Annotated in this window: 18 protein-coding genes, 1 pseudogene and 1 other annotated feature; of the genes and pseudogenes, 14 read left to right on the top strand and 5 right to left on the bottom strand. The window is 43.9% G+C overall.

Annotated elements, in window-relative coordinates; genetic code table 11:
• The first annotated feature begins 19 nt into the window (after positions 1-19).
• Positions 20-511 (top strand): TRAP transporter small permease, encoded by a 492-nt coding sequence (locus tag CRO17_RS15570; RefSeq protein ID WP_179637135.1) that lies wholly within the window; start codon positions 20-22, stop codon positions 509-511.
• Positions 508-1,815: a TRAP transporter large permease gene (locus CRO17_RS15565; RefSeq protein WP_097043407.1), complete on the top strand. Its 1,308-nt coding sequence runs from the start codon at positions 508-510 to the stop codon at positions 1,813-1,815. Before CRO17_RS15570 ends, CRO17_RS15565 begins: the two co-directional genes overlap by 4 nt.
• Positions 1,816-1,857: 42 nt before the next feature.
• Here CRO17_RS15565 and CRO17_RS15560 read toward each other — a convergent pair whose 3' ends face one another.
• Positions 1,858-2,334: a hypothetical protein gene (locus tag CRO17_RS15560; protein WP_245864817.1), complete on the bottom strand. Its 477-nt coding sequence runs from the start codon at positions 2,332-2,334 to the stop codon at positions 1,858-1,860.
• A 135-nt stretch (positions 2,335-2,469) separates the two neighbouring features.
• Between CRO17_RS15560 and CRO17_RS15555 the strand changes: the two genes are divergently transcribed.
• From CRO17_RS15555 to CRO17_RS15535, 5 genes are all read left to right on the top strand, one after another.
• Positions 2,470-3,309 (top strand): DUF1206 domain-containing protein, encoded by an 840-nt coding sequence (locus tag CRO17_RS15555; RefSeq protein WP_097043406.1) that lies wholly within the window; start codon positions 2,470-2,472, stop codon positions 3,307-3,309.
• A 267-nt stretch (positions 3,310-3,576) separates the two neighbouring features.
• Positions 3,577-3,993, top strand: a complete 417-nt coding sequence (locus tag CRO17_RS15550) for a helical membrane plugin domain-containing protein (RefSeq protein ID WP_097043405.1) — start codon at positions 3,577-3,579, stop codon at positions 3,991-3,993.
• Between the two features lie 30 nt (positions 3,994-4,023).
• A complete protein-coding gene (locus tag CRO17_RS15545) occupies positions 4,024-5,202 on the top strand; it encodes an NAD(P)/FAD-dependent oxidoreductase (RefSeq protein ID WP_097043404.1) in 1,179 nt (392 codons plus the stop codon).
• A 138-nt stretch (positions 5,203-5,340) separates the two neighbouring features.
• Positions 5,341-6,372 (top strand): ion channel, encoded by a 1,032-nt coding sequence (locus tag CRO17_RS15540; RefSeq protein WP_245864816.1) that lies wholly within the window; start codon positions 5,341-5,343, stop codon positions 6,370-6,372.
• A gap of 30 nt (positions 6,373-6,402) precedes the next feature.
• Positions 6,403-6,650, top strand: a binding site (T-box leader).
• A 65-nt stretch (positions 6,651-6,715) separates the two neighbouring features.
• Complete coding sequence (locus CRO17_RS15535; protein WP_097043403.1) at positions 6,716-7,912, top strand: MFS transporter; 1,197 nt, start codon at positions 6,716-6,718, stop codon at positions 7,910-7,912.
• A 31-nt stretch (positions 7,913-7,943) separates the two neighbouring features.
• Here the strand turns inward: CRO17_RS15535 and chrA are convergent, their stop codons facing one another.
• Entirely contained in the window at positions 7,944-9,125 is a 1,182-nt protein-coding gene (gene chrA, locus CRO17_RS15530; protein ID WP_097043402.1) for a chromate efflux transporter, read from the bottom strand.
• Between the two features lie 205 nt (positions 9,126-9,330).
• Between chrA and CRO17_RS15525 the strand changes: the two genes are divergently transcribed.
• The 3 genes from CRO17_RS15525 (at position 9,331) to CRO17_RS15515 (ending at position 12,309) form a co-directional block, all read left to right on the top strand.
• Positions 9,331-9,918 carry a TetR/AcrR family transcriptional regulator gene (locus CRO17_RS15525; RefSeq protein WP_245864815.1) on the top strand — a complete coding sequence of 196 codons (588 nt, stop codon included), beginning with the start codon at positions 9,331-9,333 and terminating at the stop codon, positions 9,916-9,918.
• 22 nt (positions 9,919-9,940) lie between these two features.
• Complete coding sequence (locus tag CRO17_RS15520) at positions 9,941-11,392, top strand: DHA2 family efflux MFS transporter permease subunit (RefSeq protein ID WP_097043509.1); 1,452 nt, start codon at positions 9,941-9,943, stop codon at positions 11,390-11,392.
• 125 nt (positions 11,393-11,517) lie between these two features.
• Positions 11,518-12,309 carry a GNAT family N-acetyltransferase gene (locus CRO17_RS15515; RefSeq protein WP_097043401.1) on the top strand — a complete coding sequence of 264 codons (792 nt, stop codon included), beginning with the start codon at positions 11,518-11,520 and terminating at the stop codon, positions 12,307-12,309.
• A gap of 12 nt (positions 12,310-12,321) precedes the next feature.
• Here the strand turns inward: CRO17_RS15515 and CRO17_RS15510 are convergent, their stop codons facing one another.
• Positions 12,322-13,605: an aspartate aminotransferase type Ic gene (locus CRO17_RS15510; protein ID WP_097043400.1), complete on the bottom strand. Its 1,284-nt coding sequence runs from the start codon at positions 13,603-13,605 to the stop codon at positions 12,322-12,324.
• 117 nt (positions 13,606-13,722) lie between these two features.
• On the opposite strand from CRO17_RS15510, the gene CRO17_RS15505 reads away from it, so the two are divergent.
• Complete coding sequence (locus tag CRO17_RS15505; RefSeq protein WP_097043399.1) at positions 13,723-14,850, top strand: alpha-hydroxy acid oxidase; 1,128 nt, start codon at positions 13,723-13,725, stop codon at positions 14,848-14,850.
• Between the two features lie 26 nt (positions 14,851-14,876).
• Complete coding sequence (psiE, locus tag CRO17_RS15500; protein ID WP_097043398.1) at positions 14,877-15,314, top strand: phosphate-starvation-inducible protein PsiE; 438 nt, start codon at positions 14,877-14,879, stop codon at positions 15,312-15,314.
• An 18-nt stretch (positions 15,315-15,332) separates the two neighbouring features.
• Here psiE and CRO17_RS15495 read toward each other — a convergent pair whose 3' ends face one another.
• Positions 15,333-15,881 carry a hypothetical protein gene (locus tag CRO17_RS15495; protein WP_097043397.1) on the bottom strand — a complete coding sequence of 183 codons (549 nt, stop codon included), beginning with the start codon at positions 15,879-15,881 and terminating at the stop codon, positions 15,333-15,335.
• Between the two features lie 112 nt (positions 15,882-15,993).
• On the opposite strand from CRO17_RS15495, the gene CRO17_RS15490 reads away from it, so the two are divergent.
• Together CRO17_RS15490 and CRO17_RS15485 are read left to right on the top strand one after the other, a co-directional pair.
• On the top strand, positions 15,994-16,581 hold the full coding sequence (locus tag CRO17_RS15490) for a TetR/AcrR family transcriptional regulator (RefSeq protein WP_097043396.1): 588 nt from the start codon (positions 15,994-15,996) through the stop codon (positions 16,579-16,581).
• Positions 16,582-16,865: 284 nt separating this feature from the next.
• Positions 16,866-18,311: an NADP-dependent glyceraldehyde-3-phosphate dehydrogenase gene (locus tag CRO17_RS15485; RefSeq protein ID WP_097043395.1), complete on the top strand. Its 1,446-nt coding sequence runs from the start codon at positions 16,866-16,868 to the stop codon at positions 18,309-18,311.
• A 64-nt stretch (positions 18,312-18,375) separates the two neighbouring features.
• Here the strand turns inward: CRO17_RS15485 and ystJ are convergent.
• Positions 18,376-18,791: pseudogene (gene ystJ / locus CRO17_RS15480) on the bottom strand (NADP-dependent malic enzyme); the annotation flags it as partial.

The raw sequence follows: 18,791 nt of genomic DNA, 5'->3' as shown, positions 1-18,791 counted from the left end.
TGGATAGGAGCTGAATGAGGTGGAAAAAATACGATACTGGGTCGATAAATGTATCTTGCTTGTAACCTGTACATTGACTGTCTTCTTGGTTGCCGGTGCCATTTGGCAGGTTTTCACTCGCTTTGTCTTGCAAAATCCAAGTGTGTTCACAGAAGAAGTATTGCGATTCTCCTTTATCTGGGTAGGGTTGCTGGGTGCCAGTTATGCTTTTGGAGTGAAAGAGCATATCGCGCTGACATTTTTAATGTCGAAGTGGAAGCATAAAAAAGATAAACAAGCTGCTGAGATTATAATTGAAGTGACAGTTTTGCTGTTTATGATAATCGTTTTTATCATTGGCGGATCTCAGCTTATGCTGGAGACAATGTCGCAGACTTCACCAGTTCTTGGTTTGCCAATGGGGTATGTATATGCCGCGCTGCCGCTATCGGGGCTGTTGACGGTGTATTATACAGTTACCAATCGACTCATGGCACGTAAAGAAGCAGCTAGAAGGAGGCATGCCGCATGACCAGTGTTGCACTTGCAGGTATTGTGTTATTCGGGCTCTTCTTTCTCCTCATTTTCTTTGGTGTTCCGATTGCTGTCAGTATTGGGCTGTCGACATTAGTAGCCGGGCTTACGCTGCTGCCTTTTGATGAAGTGCTGATTGTCGTGGCACAGCAGTTTGTTACTGGGATAGACAGCTTTGTACTTCTGTCATTGATCTTCTTCACATTGGCAGGCAGTATTATGAATACAGGCGGAATTGCTCAGCGGCTAATCAACTTTGCAAAGCTGCTGGCAGGTCGTATGCCGGGATCGTTAGCTCACACAAATGTAATTGGGAACACATTGTTCGGCGCCTTATCAGGCTCGGCTATTGCCTCTGCGGCAACGATGGGGAAAATCATGTCTCCTTTACAGAAAAAAGAAGGCTATGATCCTACATACTCTGCTGCTGTTAATATTGCATCCGCACCGGCAGGACTAATTATTCCGCCAAGTGGGACGCCGATTATCTATTCGGTATTAAGTGGCGGTACTTCTATTGGTGCTTTGTTTATTGCAGGATACCTGCCAGGAATTCTCATGGCAGTCTTAATTATGATAATGGCGTTTATTGTGGCCAAACGAAGAGGGTATGCGGTCTCCAATCCGATTCGCTTTTCTCAGGCAATAAGCGTAACAATGCAAGCTATCCCTAGTCTTCTGCTGATCGTAGTGGTTATTGGCGGGATATCACTAGGTGTGTTTACCGCTACAGAAGGGGCTGCTGTCGCTATCCTTTATGCAGTAGTATTGTGTTTGATTTACCGGAGCCTGACTTGGAAAGATATCCCTGTAATTCTGCGGGATACAGTTATTTTCTCCGGTGTTATCTTACTGCTTATCGGCGCTTCCTCTGCTATGTCCTGGATTCTATCTTACTCCAAGTTACCGCAGTTCGTCAGCGAAGGGATTCTCCAGCTCAGCGATAATAAGATGATCCTAATCTTAATAATGGTCCTTTTGCTGCTGCTCGTCGGAACATTTATGGATATTGCACCAGCATTGCTCATCTTTACCCCGATACTCCTGCCAATTGCTTTGGAATTAGGTGTTCATCCAGTGCATTTTGGAATGATTATGTCCATGGGACTGGCCATTGGCACCATCACGCCGCCGGTGGGAACGGTGCTATTCATTGGATCGAAAGTTGGCGACGTATCGATTGAACAGGTGACCAAACCACTGCTGCTCTTCTATATTCCAGTCATAATTGCCTTCCTGGCTGTGGCTTATATTCCGGCTATTAGTTTGTGGCTTCCAGAGCTGATGGGAGTATTGGAATAAACAGAAAAGGCCTTCTGCTTATGAAGGCCTTTTTGCATGACATTAATAACAGCTAAATGCTTCGACGCGATTTAAATCAATGCCAAAATACTGCCAGCGGAACTGCTGCGGGCGCCAGCGGAAACCAGCGATAGAGGTGCGGCCGACGAATACTGGGTAGTACCAGAAGCGCTGGCCGTTTTCGAGCTGCATGTAAGTGTATCGGTATAGACAAAATCTGATTCCGCCAGGATCTACTGCAAATGCAGAGGGTCCGCCACTACTGCTAATGGATTGCAGCTGCGGAATCTGTGACGGAGGCGGTCCTGGTGGTCCGAAAGAAGACGGTCCTTGCTGCTGTCCGCCTTGTCCGCCGGAGCCGGAAGGAGGTCCGAACGGAAAGCCACCCTGTCCGCCGGTGCCAGGAGGAGGTCCGAATGGGAAGCCGCCCTGTCCGGCAGTTCCAGGGCCGCCGAAACCTGGCAATCCAGGAAATTGAATTTGTCGATGCTGCATTTGCTTATCATTTTTGTTGTACATTACTATTCTCCCTTCTTACTTCTTCTCCATCGTATGTAATGAATTGGATTTGGGTAGCTTGCCTAGTATATTTCCATGTGTTTCTTTACTGCAATTGGCGGGAATAGGCTTAAAATTGGAAAGGAAGACGCTCATATGACTCAGAAAAAAGAAGCAAGACAAAAAGCAAAGGAAGAGGTAAAGCCGTGGATACGCAGATTCGGGCGATTCGGTTATATGTCCCAGGGGATTGTTTATGCCCTTATCGGCATCCTGGCACTTTTGGCAGCACTCCATGTCGGGGGTAAGACAACAAATACAGGTGGTATGCTGCAGAGGGTAGCGACTTTCCCTTTTGGAAATATCATCTTATGGCTGATTGGAATTGGGCTGATCGGTTATGTATGCTGGGTTGCTATATTGGCTATTAAAGATCCCAACAGAGAAGGAAACGGAGCGAAAGGAATAATCATTCGGATAGGTTATGGTGTTAGTGCTATTATATATGGGAGCATTGCCTTCAACACATTCCGCTATGCAGCTACCGATCAGGGGAGCAGCGGAGGCAGCCAACAGTCCATTTCTGCTCAGCTTCTCTCTTATCCTCTCGGAAAGTGGCTGATAGCCGGAATTGGAGTAATTATTATTGGATATGGTATATATGAGATTTTCAGCGGTATAACAGGAAGGTTTATGAACAAATTCAACGTACATGAAATGAATAAACATGAACGACGTATCGGTCGTCAATCCGGGCTTGTCGGACTTGTTAGCAGAGGTGTCGTTTTTGGGCTGATTGGATTCTTTTTCATTCTTACTTCCATTGAATCTAATCCTGATAAAGCGAAAGGACTTGATGGGGCGCTGGCTGAACTGGCGCAGCAGCCATTCGGCCGGTGGTTGCTTGGTATCGTGGCTCTTGGTTTTATTCTGTTTGGGTTGTATAGTATAATCCGCGGCCGCTATCAGCAAATGAGTTTTGGTAAACATGCATAATCTGCTTGCTATCTTCTAAAGATAGAAGAAGCTGCACATTCTGAAATTGGAAGGGCTTTAATTTGTCTTGCTTTTTGAACATATAATAGGAAAACAAAAAAACGTTAACCTAGGTGAAATAACTTTTGACAAGTCCCAAAAGTAGGAGTAAAGTTGAAAGTGGATATTTTGAGCAATTTGTGAACGTACAGTTGTGAACAAATTCACAACAAAGTATAATGTTTACGTATAAATATATTGGATTGCCATAGCAAAGGAGAATACGTTATGTCTGAAACAAACGAAAGTGTTAGCCAGAGCCAGCAGGACCTAATTGGCCAATTGCTAAAGCCTGAAGTACAAGAATCATTGACTTCTTTGATCGATCAGCTGCCAAAAATCAATGAGCTTGTGAATGCGTTAACAGCATCTTACGATTTTGCACAAGCTGTTGCAACGGATGATGTTTTGAAATCTGATACTGTTAGTGCTATTACAGAGGTACTTCACCCAGTAACGGATTCTGTGAAAACAGTTGCCCAAACTGCAATTGAAGCGAAAGATCGTGCTGAAACAAGCAATGAAACAATCGGACTATTCGGTTTGCTTCGTCTTATGAAGGATCCGCAAGCACAGAAAATGTTCCGTTTTGTTCAAAGCTATTTAGAAGTAGCAAACGAAAAAGAAAAACAAAAACAAAAATAAGAGCTTAAAGGTAAGGACGGAGGATTAAGTATGGCAAAGAATATCGTTATTTTAGGCGCCGGTTATGGCGGAGTCTTAGCCGCTCAAACTGTACGTAAGTATTACAGCAAAGCAGAAGCAAATGTGACACTTATCAATAAAACATCGACACACCAAATCATCACTGAGCTTCACCGTCTTGCAGCGGGCAGCATTTCCGAGCAAGCAGTAGCAATGCCTGTAACGAAGCTTCTAAAAGGTTTGGATGTTGATTTTAAAGTAGCAACAGTAGAAAGCTTCAATGTTGACACGAAAGAAGTTGTCCTAGAAGGCGGCAATACACTTTCTTACGATGCATTGGTAGTTGGGCTTGGAAGCAGAACTGCTTACTTCGGTATCCCTGGATTGGAAGAAAACAGTCTTGTATTGAAATCCGTAGATGATGCTAACAAAGTATTCAACCAAATCCAAGATAAAATCAAAGCGTACGCAGCATCTAAAAATCCTGCAGACGCAACAATTCTTATCGGAGGCGGCGGTCTGACTGGTGTTGAGCTAGTCGGCGAAATCGCAGACAAGCTTCCTTCTTACTGCTTGCCTCATGGTGTAGATCCAAAAGAAATCAAGCTGCAGCTAGTTGAAGCAGGTCCTAAGGTCCTTCCAATGCTTCCGCAGCACCTTATCGATCGCGCGCAATCCAGCTTGGAAAAACGCGGCGTTGAATTCTTGCTTGGATTGCCTGTAACGAACGTAGAAGGCAACGTTGTAGAATTGAAAGACGGTCAGAAAATCGAAACGAATACATTTGTTTGGACAGGCGGCGTACAAGCCTTCCCAATGGTAGCGGAGTCTGGTTTAGAAACAGATCGCGGCCGTGCAACTGTAAACGCACACTTGCAGTCTAAGAGCCATCAGGATGTATTTGTTGTCGGCGACAGTGCAGTGTACTTCGGCGAAGATGGTCGTCCTTGGCCGCCAACAGCTCAGATTGCCTGGCAAATGGGTGAGCTAGTAGGATACAACCTATTCGCTTACCTTGAAGGAAAAACAATGGAAGAGTTCAGCCCGATTAACTCCGGTACACTTGCAAGCCTTGGCCGCAAGGATGCTGTAGCATTCATCGGTGCTAACCAAACACCATTGAAAGGTCTTCCGGCAACAATGATGAAAGAAGCAAGTAATATCCGCTACTTGACTCACGTAAAAGGCCTATTCAGCTTAGCTTACTAATAAGCAGTAAAAAGACACTTCCGCGAGAAGTGTCTTTTTTTATGTCTGGTTTATGTGGAAATAAACTGCAAATTTTGCTGTTCCTGTATTTATTTTGTATGGAATACCCAGTTATAATAGTGGCAAGGAGGAGTTGCGTTGACTATTTTTATTCGTCTGTGGAAGAGTATTACATCCATTAATTTTCTCTCGATAGCTATAGCTTCTGTTATTGTCGTAATGACAGGGACAGTAGGTATTCACTTTATAGAAAGAGAAAACTTTCCGTCATGGTTTGATGGTTTTTGGTGGACCATGACAACCGTCACAACAGTTGGGTATGGAGACTTTTACCCACAGACTGTACCTGGAAGGTTATTAGGAATCTTTCTGTTTCTATTTGGAATTGGGGTAATTGGTGTACTAATTGGCAAGATAGCAGACGGTGCTTCGGCATTTAAGCAAATGCAAAGGGAGGGAAAGCTGTTGATTAAAAGAAGTGGTCATTATATATATATCGGCTGGTCTAATAAAGTGAAAAAATCAATAGAAGAAGTACTGGCAAATGAAGCAGATGCCTATATCGTAGTAATTGATGATAGAGAGGAACACCCATTTGAACACGATCACATTGCTTTCGTGCAAGGTGATCCCACGGATGAAGCAACACTAAAGCAGGCGAATCTCCTAGAAGCTGCACGGGTTGCTGTGTTTGCTGACCCAACATTGGATTCTACACTTTTGGCAGATGCCAAGACACTTTTAATTGCTTCTGCAGTGGAAGGGATTTCTAAAGCTGAGAATGTAAATATACATACAGTTGTCGAAATCAATAATGAGTCACATATTCCTAAATTCGAGCATATTTCAATTGATGATTTTATCTTGTCGAACGACTCTGTGTCCTTACTGATGGCCAAAGCTGTGCTTACACCAGGCACTTCTAATCTATTCCGGCAGCTTTTAAGTAAACAGCATGGAAGCAATATTCATGAAGTGAAACCTAAGGCTGAGTGGAAAACATACGAAGACGCACAGCACGCCCTAGCTAAAGAAGGAATGAATCTTTTCTGCATTAATGAAAACATGAATTTCCTGCATGATAATGATGCCGCGTTAGAGCCGTCCGATCGCTTGTTTGTTATAGCTAGTGATGAAGTATATGAAAAGTTTAAACTCCATATTGTGTAAGTTTTTAAATGGTGGTACTATAGTAAAAAATTACAAGTGTTGAAGCGGAGCAGTATGGTAGGTAAGCTTCTTCTACAGAGAGCCCTGTAACGCTGAGAAGGGTGAAGGAGACCAGCCAGAACAAACCGTGGAGCTGTTTGCCGGATCAGAGTGATGGCAAACCGGGAGTGCCCGTTACAGCACAAGGTTTACGCAGTATATGCGTGTACTTTTTTGAGCCTGACTAGGTGACTTGTCAGGGAACTAGGGTGGCACCGCGATGGTATCTCGCCCCTAAGATGACAATCTTGGGGGTGGGATTTTTTATTGCTTCAACTTCAAACGGATAGAATGGAGGAAGAAGATGAATAAATACCGTTTACGTGCTATTGGCATACTAGTAGCTATTACGCTTGCATCTTGCGGAGAATGGATCTATCTGATTGCATTGAATTTAAAGGTGTACCAGCAAGCGGAGCAAGCAGCTGTCGCCGTTGCGGTGCTGTATATGATCAAGCCAGCTGCCGGTCTTTTGATGAACAGCTGGGCGGGCAGCTTCATTGATCGAATGGATAATCGCAAGCTGATGATTGGATTATATTTTATAAGGGTCATTGGTATAACGGGGATGATGCTGACAGATTCCCTTGGACAAATTTATCTGCTCGTCTTCCTTGTTGCAGCTGCAGGTTCCATATTTGAACCGGCCAGTCTGCCGTACATCACTGGGCTGATACAAAAGCGGCACTGGCAGCGGTTCAATTCATTCCGGGCAATAGCAGAGGGGAGCGGATTTGTGCTAGGTCCCGCAGTAGCTGGTATATTGGTAGGCTTAGGCTCCGTAGACATGGCACTGCTTGTCAATAGCTTCTTCTTGCTACTGGCAGCTGGGATTTGTCTGATGCTCCCCTCGATAAAGATACCAATAGAAAAAGCAAGCGGACAGCGCTGGCTGCAAATTTGGAGAGAGGACTGGGAGCTTGTTACTGCATTTAGCAAGAAGTTTGCCGCTCTGACACTGCTGCTCCTCTTATTTAGCTGCATTACTATTATGACAGCTGCTGTCGATTCGATGGAAGTAGCATTTGCTTCAGAAGCAATTGGCTTATCAGAAGCTGCTTATGGGGTGCTAGTGAGTATTGCGGGGTCTGGGTTCATCATCGGCTCCATCTTATTAAGTATGGTAACGCAATATTTTCAGGCTGTACAGCTGCTTTGTTATGGATCTGCGGCAGGGGCAATCGGTTATGTTGTGTTTTCATTTTCGAACAGCTTTTTATCCGCTGGTGTTGGTGTATTTATACTTTCGGCTGCGTTAGCATTTGCAAATGCTGGTTATCTAACGTATATGCAGGAACATATTCCGGAAAATCAGCTGGGCAGGATGATGAGTATGTACCAAACAATTGAATCGGTTCTTATCATCGGGATGACAGCCGTCCTCGCGGGCATTAATGCGATGACAGATGTAGCTGTAGCTGTACAGATCGGGTGCTTCATTATGCTGCTGCTGGCGGTGGTATTATTTTATTTCAGCAAAAGAAAAGGCTTAACAAGTTGAAAGGACATGCGCACGAGGCATGTCCTTTTACTTATAGTATAAATCCGCTTAGAGCCCCGAGTATAACAATAAACCACGCGGGCAGCTTCCAAAACGCGAGCAAGCTGTAAAAAACAGCCGCAAGTGCAATGTCTAAGGGTGATTGAATGGCTGATGACCAAATTGGAATAAAAAATGCGCTGATTAAAATGCCGACAACGGCAGCGTTAATTCCGGCAAATGCTTTTCGGAAGCTAGCGTTTTTCTGCAGAACTGTCCAAAAAGGCAAAGCACCTATCAACAGCAAAAAGGCAGGCAGAAAAATGGCTGCAGTAGCTAATAAACCGCCTTGCCATCCGTAAAGCACAGTTCCCAAATACGCAGCAAAAGTAAAGAGCGGACCAGGAACTGCCTGAGCGGCTCCGTATCCCGTAAGAAAATCTTGCTGACTAATCAATCCAGTTGGAACAAATTCACGCTCCAACAGAGGCAGGACGACATGACCGCCACCGAAAACGAGTGATCCAGCACGATAAAAACTATCTGCCATCGCAAGTACGGGATTATCTATAAGGGTGCGCAAAAGCGGAAGTCCTGCTAGCAGCAAGAAAAATAAGCTTAAACAGATGACACCAGTACGTCTCTTTATTGCGATGTTTACGTTAGCAGATTCTTTGGATGTCGCATTCGGGTGCATAAATAAGTACCCAGCGGCTGCTGCAAGTAAAATAGCGAGCAGCTGTGACAATTGATGCGGCCATAGAATTGTGAGCACGAGGGCGCCGAGCGCTAATGCCTTAGTCGGTAAGTTGGTTGTTAATTTCTGACTCATACCAATTACGGCATGCGCAACTACTGCTACCGCCACAAGCTTTAGTCCTTGAATCCAGCCAGCATCAGTCAAATTCGTTTGTCCGATAAAGAGTGCGAATAAAATTAGTGCCAGAACGGAGGGCAGCGTGAAACCCAGGAACGAAATAATGCCGCCGATTAAACCGCCTCTGACAATTCCGATGCCAATTCCTACCTGACTGCTGGCAGGGCCGGGCAGAAACTGACTCAGAGCTACTAAGTTAGCGTAAGCTTGTTCATTCAGCCAGCGTTTGTTTCTTACATAAGCTTCTTGGAAGTAGCCAAGATGCGCAATTGGGCCACCGAAAGATGTGCACCCCAGGCGAAAGGAAACAAGAAATATTTCTATTAGAGCTGATAATTTTGTTGTATTGTTCGTCATAATTTAGACTCCTTTCCATATATTAATCTTTGGCATAACGTAAATGCGCTTGAAAAGTCACATGTACTATAACATCAGCTTAACCTTCTTGTTTACTAATTTACAAAAAATTAATAAATTAAAAATCCAGAGCACATTCTTGACAGACAGACCAAAAGAAAATATTATTATCTAGACCGATTGTTATAATTTAAGGAGTGCAAGGTTGTATGAAGCCGTGAAAAAGAAGGAAACCACAAAAGAAATTATCTTACGAACTGCCTCAGAGCTGTTTCAGCGGCAAGGATTTCATGGTACGGGTTTGAATCAGATTATTGAAGAAAGCGGTGCGCCAAAAGGGTCATTGTATTATCATTTTCCGAATGGCAAGGAAGAAATCGCTTTGGAAGCAATTAAGCTGATGAAAACATTGGTCTTGGAAGGTGCTGCCAAGGATTTGGCGGCCAAAGATACCGCTGTGGAAGCTTTTCAGTATCATATTCATAATATAGCCGCAGACTTCGAAAAAAAACAACAAATGGAAGGTGTGCAGATTGGACTGATCGCATCAGAGACAGCAGCAACAAACGAAGTGCTGCGCAACAGCTGTCAGCATGCATACGCCGATTGGCAGGCTTTATATACCGACCATTTGATAGCCTTTGGTTATGAAAAAGAAATGGCGAAAGACTTGGCCGTTACAATAAATGCCTTAATAGAAGGAGCGGTAATACTTGCGGTGACAAACGCATCTGGAAATCCGCTGTATAGTGTAGCGAAACAGCTTCCGTCATTACTAAATCAAAATTCCTAAATTGGGGGAGAGAAAATTGCAAATGGATAATAACAAAACTGCTACAGCCGTAGCCAGTAGCGAAATTAAAGCTATGCCAATCATTATTTCATTCTTGATTGCTGGTTTTATCGGTTTGTTCAGTGAAACAGCGCTTAATATCGCGCTTCAGAATATCATTCAAAACTTCGGCATTACGCCATCTACAGCACAATGGCTGACGACAGGTTATTTGTTAACGCTAGGTGTACTTGTACCGGTTTCCGGTCTGATTATGCAGTGGTTTACAACTCGACAGTTATTCTTAACATCTTTAGTCTTCTCGATTATTGGAACACTTATTGCAGCGCTTGCGCCATCATTTGCCGTATTGCTCGTTGCACGAATTGTACAGGCAATCGGAACTGCACTTTTACTTCCGCTAATGTTTAATACGATTCTAAACATTATTCCGCCGCACCGCCGCGGTAAAGCGATGGGACTAATCGGATTGGTTATCATGTTTGCACCTGCAGTTGGTCCGACTGTTTCTGGTTTGATTATTGATAAGCTGACTTGGCACTGGATTTTCTGGTTCTCCTTGCCATTCCTTGTAATTGCACTTGTTTTTGGTGCTTTCTTCATGCAAAATGTAACAACATTAACAAAACCTAAGATAGATATATTATCTATCATTCTATCCACTCTCGGTTTTGGCGGAGTCGTATATGGCTTCAGTCATGCAGGTGAAGGAGGCGGCTGGAGTGATCCAATCGTGATCATAGCGCTTGCAGTTGGTGCCTTGAGCTTGATTCTTTTCTCTGTGCGTCAAGTTCGGATGCAACAGCCAATGATGAACTTAAATGCGTTCCGCTATCCGATGTTCGTAATCGGTTTAGTGTTAATTTTAGTTAGTATGATGGTAATGCTTTCTTCCATGATTTTGCTGCCATTGTACTTGCAAACAGCACTTGCAATGACGCCGCTAACGGCAGGACTAATCTTGCTTCCTGGTGGGGTTATCAACGGTTTGCTGTCACCTGTTATGGGCGGTCTGTTTGATAAATTCGGGCCAAGATTCCTAGTGACACCGGGCTTGATTCTTGTTACAGCTGCCATGTTCGGATTCTCTACTATTTCTTTAGAGACGTCTACTGGATTCATCGTCGGACTGCTTATTGTCTTGATGATTGGTATTTCCATGATTATGATGCCAGCCCAAACAAATGGTTTAAATCAGCTGCCGCCTAGCTTGTATCCAGATGGTACAGCTATTATGAATACGTTACAGCAGGTTGCTGGTGCAATCGGTACAGCTGTTGCGATTAGTATCATGACTGCCGGGCAGAATGGTTACTTGGAAGATGCAGCAAATCCAAAAGATCCACAAACAATGCTTCAAGCATTTACAGAAGGCGTTCAAAACTCCTTCATCTTTGGTATCATTATTGCCATTATCGGCGTGGTGGTCAGCTTCTTTATTAGAAGAGTGAAAGTAGAACATCAAGAAAATTAATGAAGCCTCCTGCCGCCTTTGCGGCAGGATTTTTTTTCTTTACTGTATAATGAAAGGAGAGCAGAATGGGGGAGAACATGTTGATAGAGTAGCATCTGACAGACATTAAGCTGCTGCAGCAAGCAGTGGAGCAGCATGACAATATTGATTTAAAACTGAATTGGGATATGCTTGTGTTCCGGGATAACAAAATTCAGGAAGATTTTCTATACTATCATGCAGATCAACTCATCGGTTTTCTAGGATTGTACCGCTTCGGCAGCAAGGTTGAAGTTTGCGGAATGGTTCATCCAGATTACCGCAGGAAGGGAATATTCACAGAACTTTTTAAAGCTTGCTTGCTGTCTCTCGAGGGAGCTCGCTGTGTATTGTTAAATACGCCGGGCGGCAGTGAAACAGGCGAAGCATGGCTGAAGACCGTTTCCAGTACCTATGAAGAATCGGAATACTTGATGCGGTGGAGCGGAGAAAAAGTTCCTGAATTAGAAGAGACAGTATGTCTGCGACGATCTCTTCCGGGTGATATTGAGTTGAAGAAACAGCTGGATATCGTTTGTTTTGGCTTTAAGCCCGAGGAAGCAAAAGAATATAATGATCGTCTGGAACAGGATGGCTACCAGGAGGAATTTTTCATGATAGAGGCAGACGGTAAAACGGTAGGTAAGATTCGTGTTCATCGCGATCAGCAAAGAAGCGAAATATACGGGTTTGCAATTCTGCCGGAATTTCAAGGAAAAGGATATGGAAGAAAAGCCTTGCAGCAAGCAGTACGGATGGAAGTAAGTCGAGGACAGTCAGTTTACTTGGATGTACAAATCGAAAACAAACATGCGTTATCTTTGTATACGGCAAGCGGCTTTTGCAAAGAGAATCGGCAGGATTATTACCGATACCCTATAAAAAGGCCGCTCGAGTGAGCGGCCTTTGTCTTATTTGTGTAATAGGTGATTAATGCTAACCATTTCTACACACAGGCACAGCACATCAATCGCTTTTTTCAAATCTTGAATTGGAGGCAGTGTTGGTGCAATCCGAATGTTAGCGTCATACGGGTCTTTGCCATAAGGGTACGTAGCACCGGCGCTTGTCAGTGTAACGCCTGCTTTTTTGGCAAGCTCTACAACTTGTTTGGCACAGCCTTCCATCGTATTCAGACTGATGAAATAACCGCCGTTCGGATTCGTCCAATCGGCTATGCCTTTACCGCCTAGTTTTTCATTAAGGATGCTCAAGACTGTCTGGAATTTTGGTGCAATGATGGCCGCATGCTTTTTCATATGATCGGCTAGGGTAGCTTTATCTTTTAAGAAAGCGACATGACGCAGCTGATTTAGTTTATCCGGTCCAATGGACTGGATGGAAAGATTCTTTTTATAAAACGCGATGTTACTTTCACTTGAAGCTAGTACAGAAACACCCGAACCAGGGAAAGTTACTTTAGAAGTAGAAGCAAACTGCAGCACGCGATCGGAATTTCCGGCTTTAGAAGCTGCTGTTATAATGTCCTTCAGTTCATCTGGTTCATCGGTAAGGTGATGAACAGTATAGGCATTATCCCAAAAGATACGGAAGTCATCCGCAGCAGTTTTCATAGTCGCAAGTCGATCAACAACATTATCTGTGTAAGTGATGCCATCTGGGTTACTGTATTTCGGTACACACCAGATACCTTTGATTTGTGGATCAGCGGCTGCTAACTTTTCCACTTCATCCATATTTGGTCCTTCTGGTGTCATTGCAACTGGAATCATCTCGATGCCCAATGCTTCGCAAATAGCGAAATGGCGATCATAGCCAGGACTTGGGCAGAGGAATTTTACATTTCCTTGCTTTACCCATGGTGCTGCGTCCTCTGATACCCCGTGAAGCAGGAACTGGACAATCGAGTCATGCATCATTGTTAAGCTGCTGTTTCCGCCAACAATAACTTGTTCTGGTGATACATCGAGTATGGAAGCAAAGAAAGCCTTTGCTTCCGGAATGCCGTCTAATATACCGTAATTGCGGGCATCTAAGCCATTCTCTGTCTTGACTGCACTTGCGGAAGTCAAGACATCCAGCATTGGCTGAGATAAATCAAGTTGTTCTGTGCAAGGTTTGCCGCGTGTCATGTCCAGCTGCAGTTGCTGACTTGCAATTTTCTCGTAGGCATCTTGCAGTGTATTATATTTTTCTTGTAATGCTTCATTTGAAAGATTATGATAATTAGCCATGATTGCCGCCTCCGCCTGATTATTTTTCACAGATTATCTTATCACGAAAAAAGTGGAATTCCTAACGAGTTCGAATTATTCTATTAATATTCTAAGCTATAGCCGGGGGTGCTGTGTATGGGGAATGTGTTTACTAGAATTGGGGAACAAACGGATGGCTACCCATTGTTTGCAGAGGAATGGGAAGAGAAAGCGAAAGAAATCTTACCAGCAGGTCCTTTTGGATTTCTGCAAAGCGGTGCCGGTGATGAAATGACGCTTGGACAAAATCGCGAAGCTTTCCGTGGGTATGATATCTTGCCGCGTGTTCTGCGAGATGTATCAGATGTTGAACTAAATGTCGAGTTGCTTGGGCAAACGTTATCTATGCCAGTTCTGCTGGCGCCTGTTGGCTATCAAGGTATTTTTCACCAAGAGATGGAGATTGGCAGTATGAAGGCCGCAGCGGAAGCTGGTATTCCATTTGCAGCAAGTACAGTTACGACAGCTTCCTTGGAAGAAATAGCGACAGCTGCACCGAAGGGGGTAAAGTGGTTCCAGCTTTACTGGTCAAATAACCATGCCTTGACGGCCAGTATGGTGACACGAGCAGAAAGGGCTGGCTATCAGGCGATTGTAGTAACTGTTGATACAGGACTTCTTGGCTGGCGGAAACGAGATTATCGGAATGGTTACTCACCACTGAAATTATTAGAAGGTGCCGCAAACTATGTGCAGGATCCGGTCTTTCGCGAAATGGTCCCTGACTATTCAGAGGTGCATATTAGAGAAGCCATCTTGGAAAGTATTCATCATCCAAATCTGACTTGGGATGACTTGCTGTTTCTTAGGGAGCAGACAAGCCTGCCAATTGTAGTTAAAGGAATCCTGCATCCTGCCGATGCAAAACAAGCCGTTGATCTAGGGTTTGATGCGATTGTTGTCTCCAACCATGGCGGCAGGCAGCTTGATGGTGCTGCTGCATCTCTTCGTGCCTTGCCAGCTGTTGTGGAGCAGGTGGATGGAGCGGTGCCGGTACTGATGGATGGCGGAATTCGATGCGGGGCTGATGTGTTCAAGGCAATTGCAATGGGAGCGGATAGTGTTCTGATTGGCCGTCCTTATGTATATGGATTAACTGTCGGCGGACAAGCAGGTGTGCGTCGTGTGATTGAGGATTTACGAACGGAATTGCAGCTGACTTATGCGTTAGCTGGCGTAACACAAACAAAGGAAATTAATAAGGCATACCTGCTGAAAAGGTAGGGTATAGGACTTTTAGAGGTGATGAAATGCGGACGCAGACCCATGTAAAGAAAAAAAGAACAAAAGCAACGATTGCGACAGTTTTGCAGTATATCTTAAATGTAGCTTTAATTCTCCTGGCTATCGCAATCACTATATTATTAGTAAAAGAACTGATTGATATTATAACTAATTCACTGTTCAATGTCGGAAATGCTTCCAGACTGACATTCTTGAACAATATCTTGGTATTCTTTCTGTATTTTGAGTTCATCGCCATGATTGTAAAGTATTTTCAAGAAGATTATCATTTTCCGATTCGGTATTTTCTGTACATAGGCATCACAGCTCTCATTCGCCTGATTGTTGTGTACCATGAGAGTGCGCTGTACACATTGTACTATTGCGGAGCCATTCTCGTACTTGTTCTTTGTTATTTTGTTATGAATTTGGCTAATGGAAGAACAAGGAAAGAAGACTTTTGAATAAGAAGCATACTCGCTCTAAGAGCTGGTATGCTTCTCTTTTTTTGGGAACAAGGTATAGCTGAAACTGATGAGAAAATCGATGCCGAGTACAATCGACCAAATGCGCAGTACATTTGTGAGCGCCTCTGTCCGATTTTGGTTATCAATCCAATAGACAACTCCGAGCAGCAAAACAGCTCCGATGATGTATGCCAGCAGATGCTGCAGCCAGCCCTTCACTTCTTTGCGTGCGTGTGCTTTGCCATAGAGTTTTTTTGGTCTTTCGCCTTGTTTTGCGATGTAGTAAGCAAAGCGCTGATCGGCCCAGCGGATCATGGATTTCCCGTACGCTAGACTGATACCAATGTAAATAGCAGCGATTGCGTGAGCGGTAGTTGCAGTTGCGCCGCTAGCTAGGTCATACGCAGTAGCAATAAGCAGAATCAAATCAATCAGCGGGGTAGTACTAAGCAGAATCATACCGAGTCTTGGCAGTTTAAACACATAGCGAGACAGCAGACCAGCGGCGATAAAGATCCAGAACCCAATTTCACACAAAATGATTAATACGATAATGGCATTCATCTATTCCTCTCCTTTTCAGTACAGTTGTATTATTATGCTAGCATGATTGTCTTTGTGATACAAGTGTATTAAATAAATTGATTTCCTATGCGACTTTTGCTAAAGTGAAGTTATGCCAAAGAAAATTGATCATGAAGCGAGAAAACAAGATATAGCCAAAGCAACTTGGCAGGTTATTATGGATGGCGGAATAGAGGCAGCATCGGTTCGAAATATTGCGAAGAAGGCCGATTTGTCACTCGGTGCATTGCGTCATTATTTTTCTACACAAGAGGAACTGCTGGACTATGCGATGGAACTTGTTAAATCCCGTTGCGAAGCACGGATTATGCAGGTTATCCAACAAAATTATCCGCCAAAACAGCTTGTCACAAAAGTATTGCTGGAACTGCTGCCCATTGACCGAGAATCAATGGCGGAAATGCAGGTATGGTTTGCATTTACGCTGCACTTAAAATACAAGCAAGGTGATGCTTTCCGGCAGACGGATGGGATACGGGAGGCAGTTCAGCGTGCACTTCATTTTCTGTTAGATAACGGACATCTGAAAAAGGATAAGGATTTAGAGAAGGAAACCGAAAAATTGTACGCCTTAATTGACGGACTAGCTATTCATCGATTTCTTAACCCTGAACATTTTTCTGGTGAATATACAGCCGAAATACTAACCGAATATATTGATGATCTGTGCAGGGAATGAGAAGAGGAGCAATTGATGCTCCTCTTTTTTTAATTAAAAAAGTGAGTGCGCTTAAGCTGATTCTAGCGAAGTGAACCCGTTTTGGGAATTAATTGGTTAATAAAAATGACATACTAATCTTATATGTTGTATACTCAGAAACCTTGATTTAAAGGAAAAAAATTAATAATTATTTTTGAGCAAAATGATTTCATTATAAAAATATTAGTAGTAGAATGGGTGTCAGTAACTTTTTTAAGTTTTTTAATTAAATAAACTAACTGTAACACAAGGAGGAGAAAGTAATGGAGTCAACATTAACAGCACAACGTTATTATGTGAACGGTGAATGGAAAGAAAGCAGCACAGGAAACGTGGTGGAAATACAGTCCCCGTACAAAGATGGTATTGTCGGTACTGTTCAGGCGTTATCTCAAGAAGAAGCAGAAGCGGCAATTCAGTCTGCTAAGCAAGCGCAAAAATCCTGGGCGAAGGTTAGCTTGCAGGAAAGAGCAAATCTGCTTTATAAATGGGCAGATGAGCTGCTTGCAATGCAAGATGAGATTGCAGATATAATGATGCAAGAAGTTGGAAAAAGCCTGAAGGACGCGAAAAGTGAAGTACAGCGGACATATGATTATATCCGTTATACTGCACAAGAAGCGCTGCATACCAACGGGGAAAGCATGAAAGGCGACCGTTTCCCAGGAGGTTCCAGCTCGAAGGTTGGGATTGTGGACCGTGTACCTTTAGGTGTAGTGCTAGCCATTTCACCGTTCAATTATCCAGTGAACTTATCAGCATCCAAGCTTGCTCCAGCACTTATTTCCGGTAATACAGTCATCTTTAAACCGGCGACCCAAGGCGCTTTGAGCGGAATTAAAATGATGGAAGCACTTGATCGCGCAGGACTCCCGGCGGGGGTTGTTAATATCGTTACTGGCCGCGGTTCCGTTATTGGTGACTTCCTTGTGGAACATAAAGATATAAGCATGGTTTCCTTTACAGGCGGTACGAAAACAGGAGAGAATTTGGCGAAAGTCGCAGGAATGAAACCAGTTGTACTTGAGCTGGGCGGTAAGGATCCTGGGATTGTCCGGGAAGATGCCGACTTGGATAAAGCTGTGAAAAATATTATTAGCGGTGCTTATTCTTATTCTGGTCAGCGCTGCACAGCTATTAAGCGCGTTCTCGTTCATGACAATGTGGCGGATGAGCTAGTAGCTAAATTGAAAGAACAAGTGGCAGAACTTGCGGTTGGTTCACCGGTAGAAAGCAATACGGTTGTACCTTTGATTGATAGTAAATCGGCTGATGGCGTGCAAGCACTTATCGACGATGCATTGGCAAAAGGTGCAACACTAGTGGCGGGCAACAAACGAGAAGGCAACTTAATTCACCCAACATTGCTTGATCACGTAACGGAAGATATGGATGTAGCATGGGTTGAGCCGTTCGGTCCAGTATTACCTGTTATTCGTGTTGGTTCTGATGAAGAAGCAATCGAAATTGCTAACAAATCACAATACGGTTTGCAAGCGAGCATTTTCACGCGCGATGTGGATAAAGCTTTTTATATCGCAAATGAATTAGAGGTCGGTGCTGTTCAAATCAACGGACGAACAGAGCGTGGTCCTGACCACTTCCCATTCCTGGGTGTAAAAGGTTCAGGTATGGGAACACAAGGAATTGCTAACAGCATTCTTTCCATGACTCGTGAGAAATTGACTGTTTTGAATTTAGGTAACTAAAAAAGAGGAACCCCATAAGGGACTCCTCCTCAGGCAGAGCTTCCATGCTCTGTCTTTTTTTTGTTTAGTCTTCGTCAATTAGTGTAAGCTGACGCGTTTTCTCTGCCACTTCTTCTGGATCAACCGTAATACGGTTTACACCAGTGTCCATTGCTGCTTTCGCTACGGCTTTGGCAACAGCTGGAGCAACGCGCGGATCGAATGGAGCTGGAATTACGTAGTCTTCGTCCAGATCGCTTTCGTCAATTAGCTCAGCAATCGCTTTGGCGGCGGCAATTTTCATTTCTTCGTTAATACCAGTTGCGCGTACATCTAATGCACCGCGGAAGATTCCAGGGAAGGCCAATACGTTATTCACCTGGTTCGGGAAGTCAGAACGGCCAGTACCAATAACACGAGCGCCTGCTTCTTTCGCATCGCTTGGCAAAATTTCCGGATCAGGATTTGCCATTGCAAAGATAATTGGATCTTTCGCCATTG

This window comes from Terribacillus aidingensis, from assembly GCF_900215625.1.
GTDB lineage: Bacteria > Bacillota > Bacilli > Bacillales > Amphibacillaceae > Terribacillus > Terribacillus aidingensis.
Note: the sequence above shows the minus strand (reverse complement) of the source record. Positions and strands in the feature narration are given on the sequence as shown.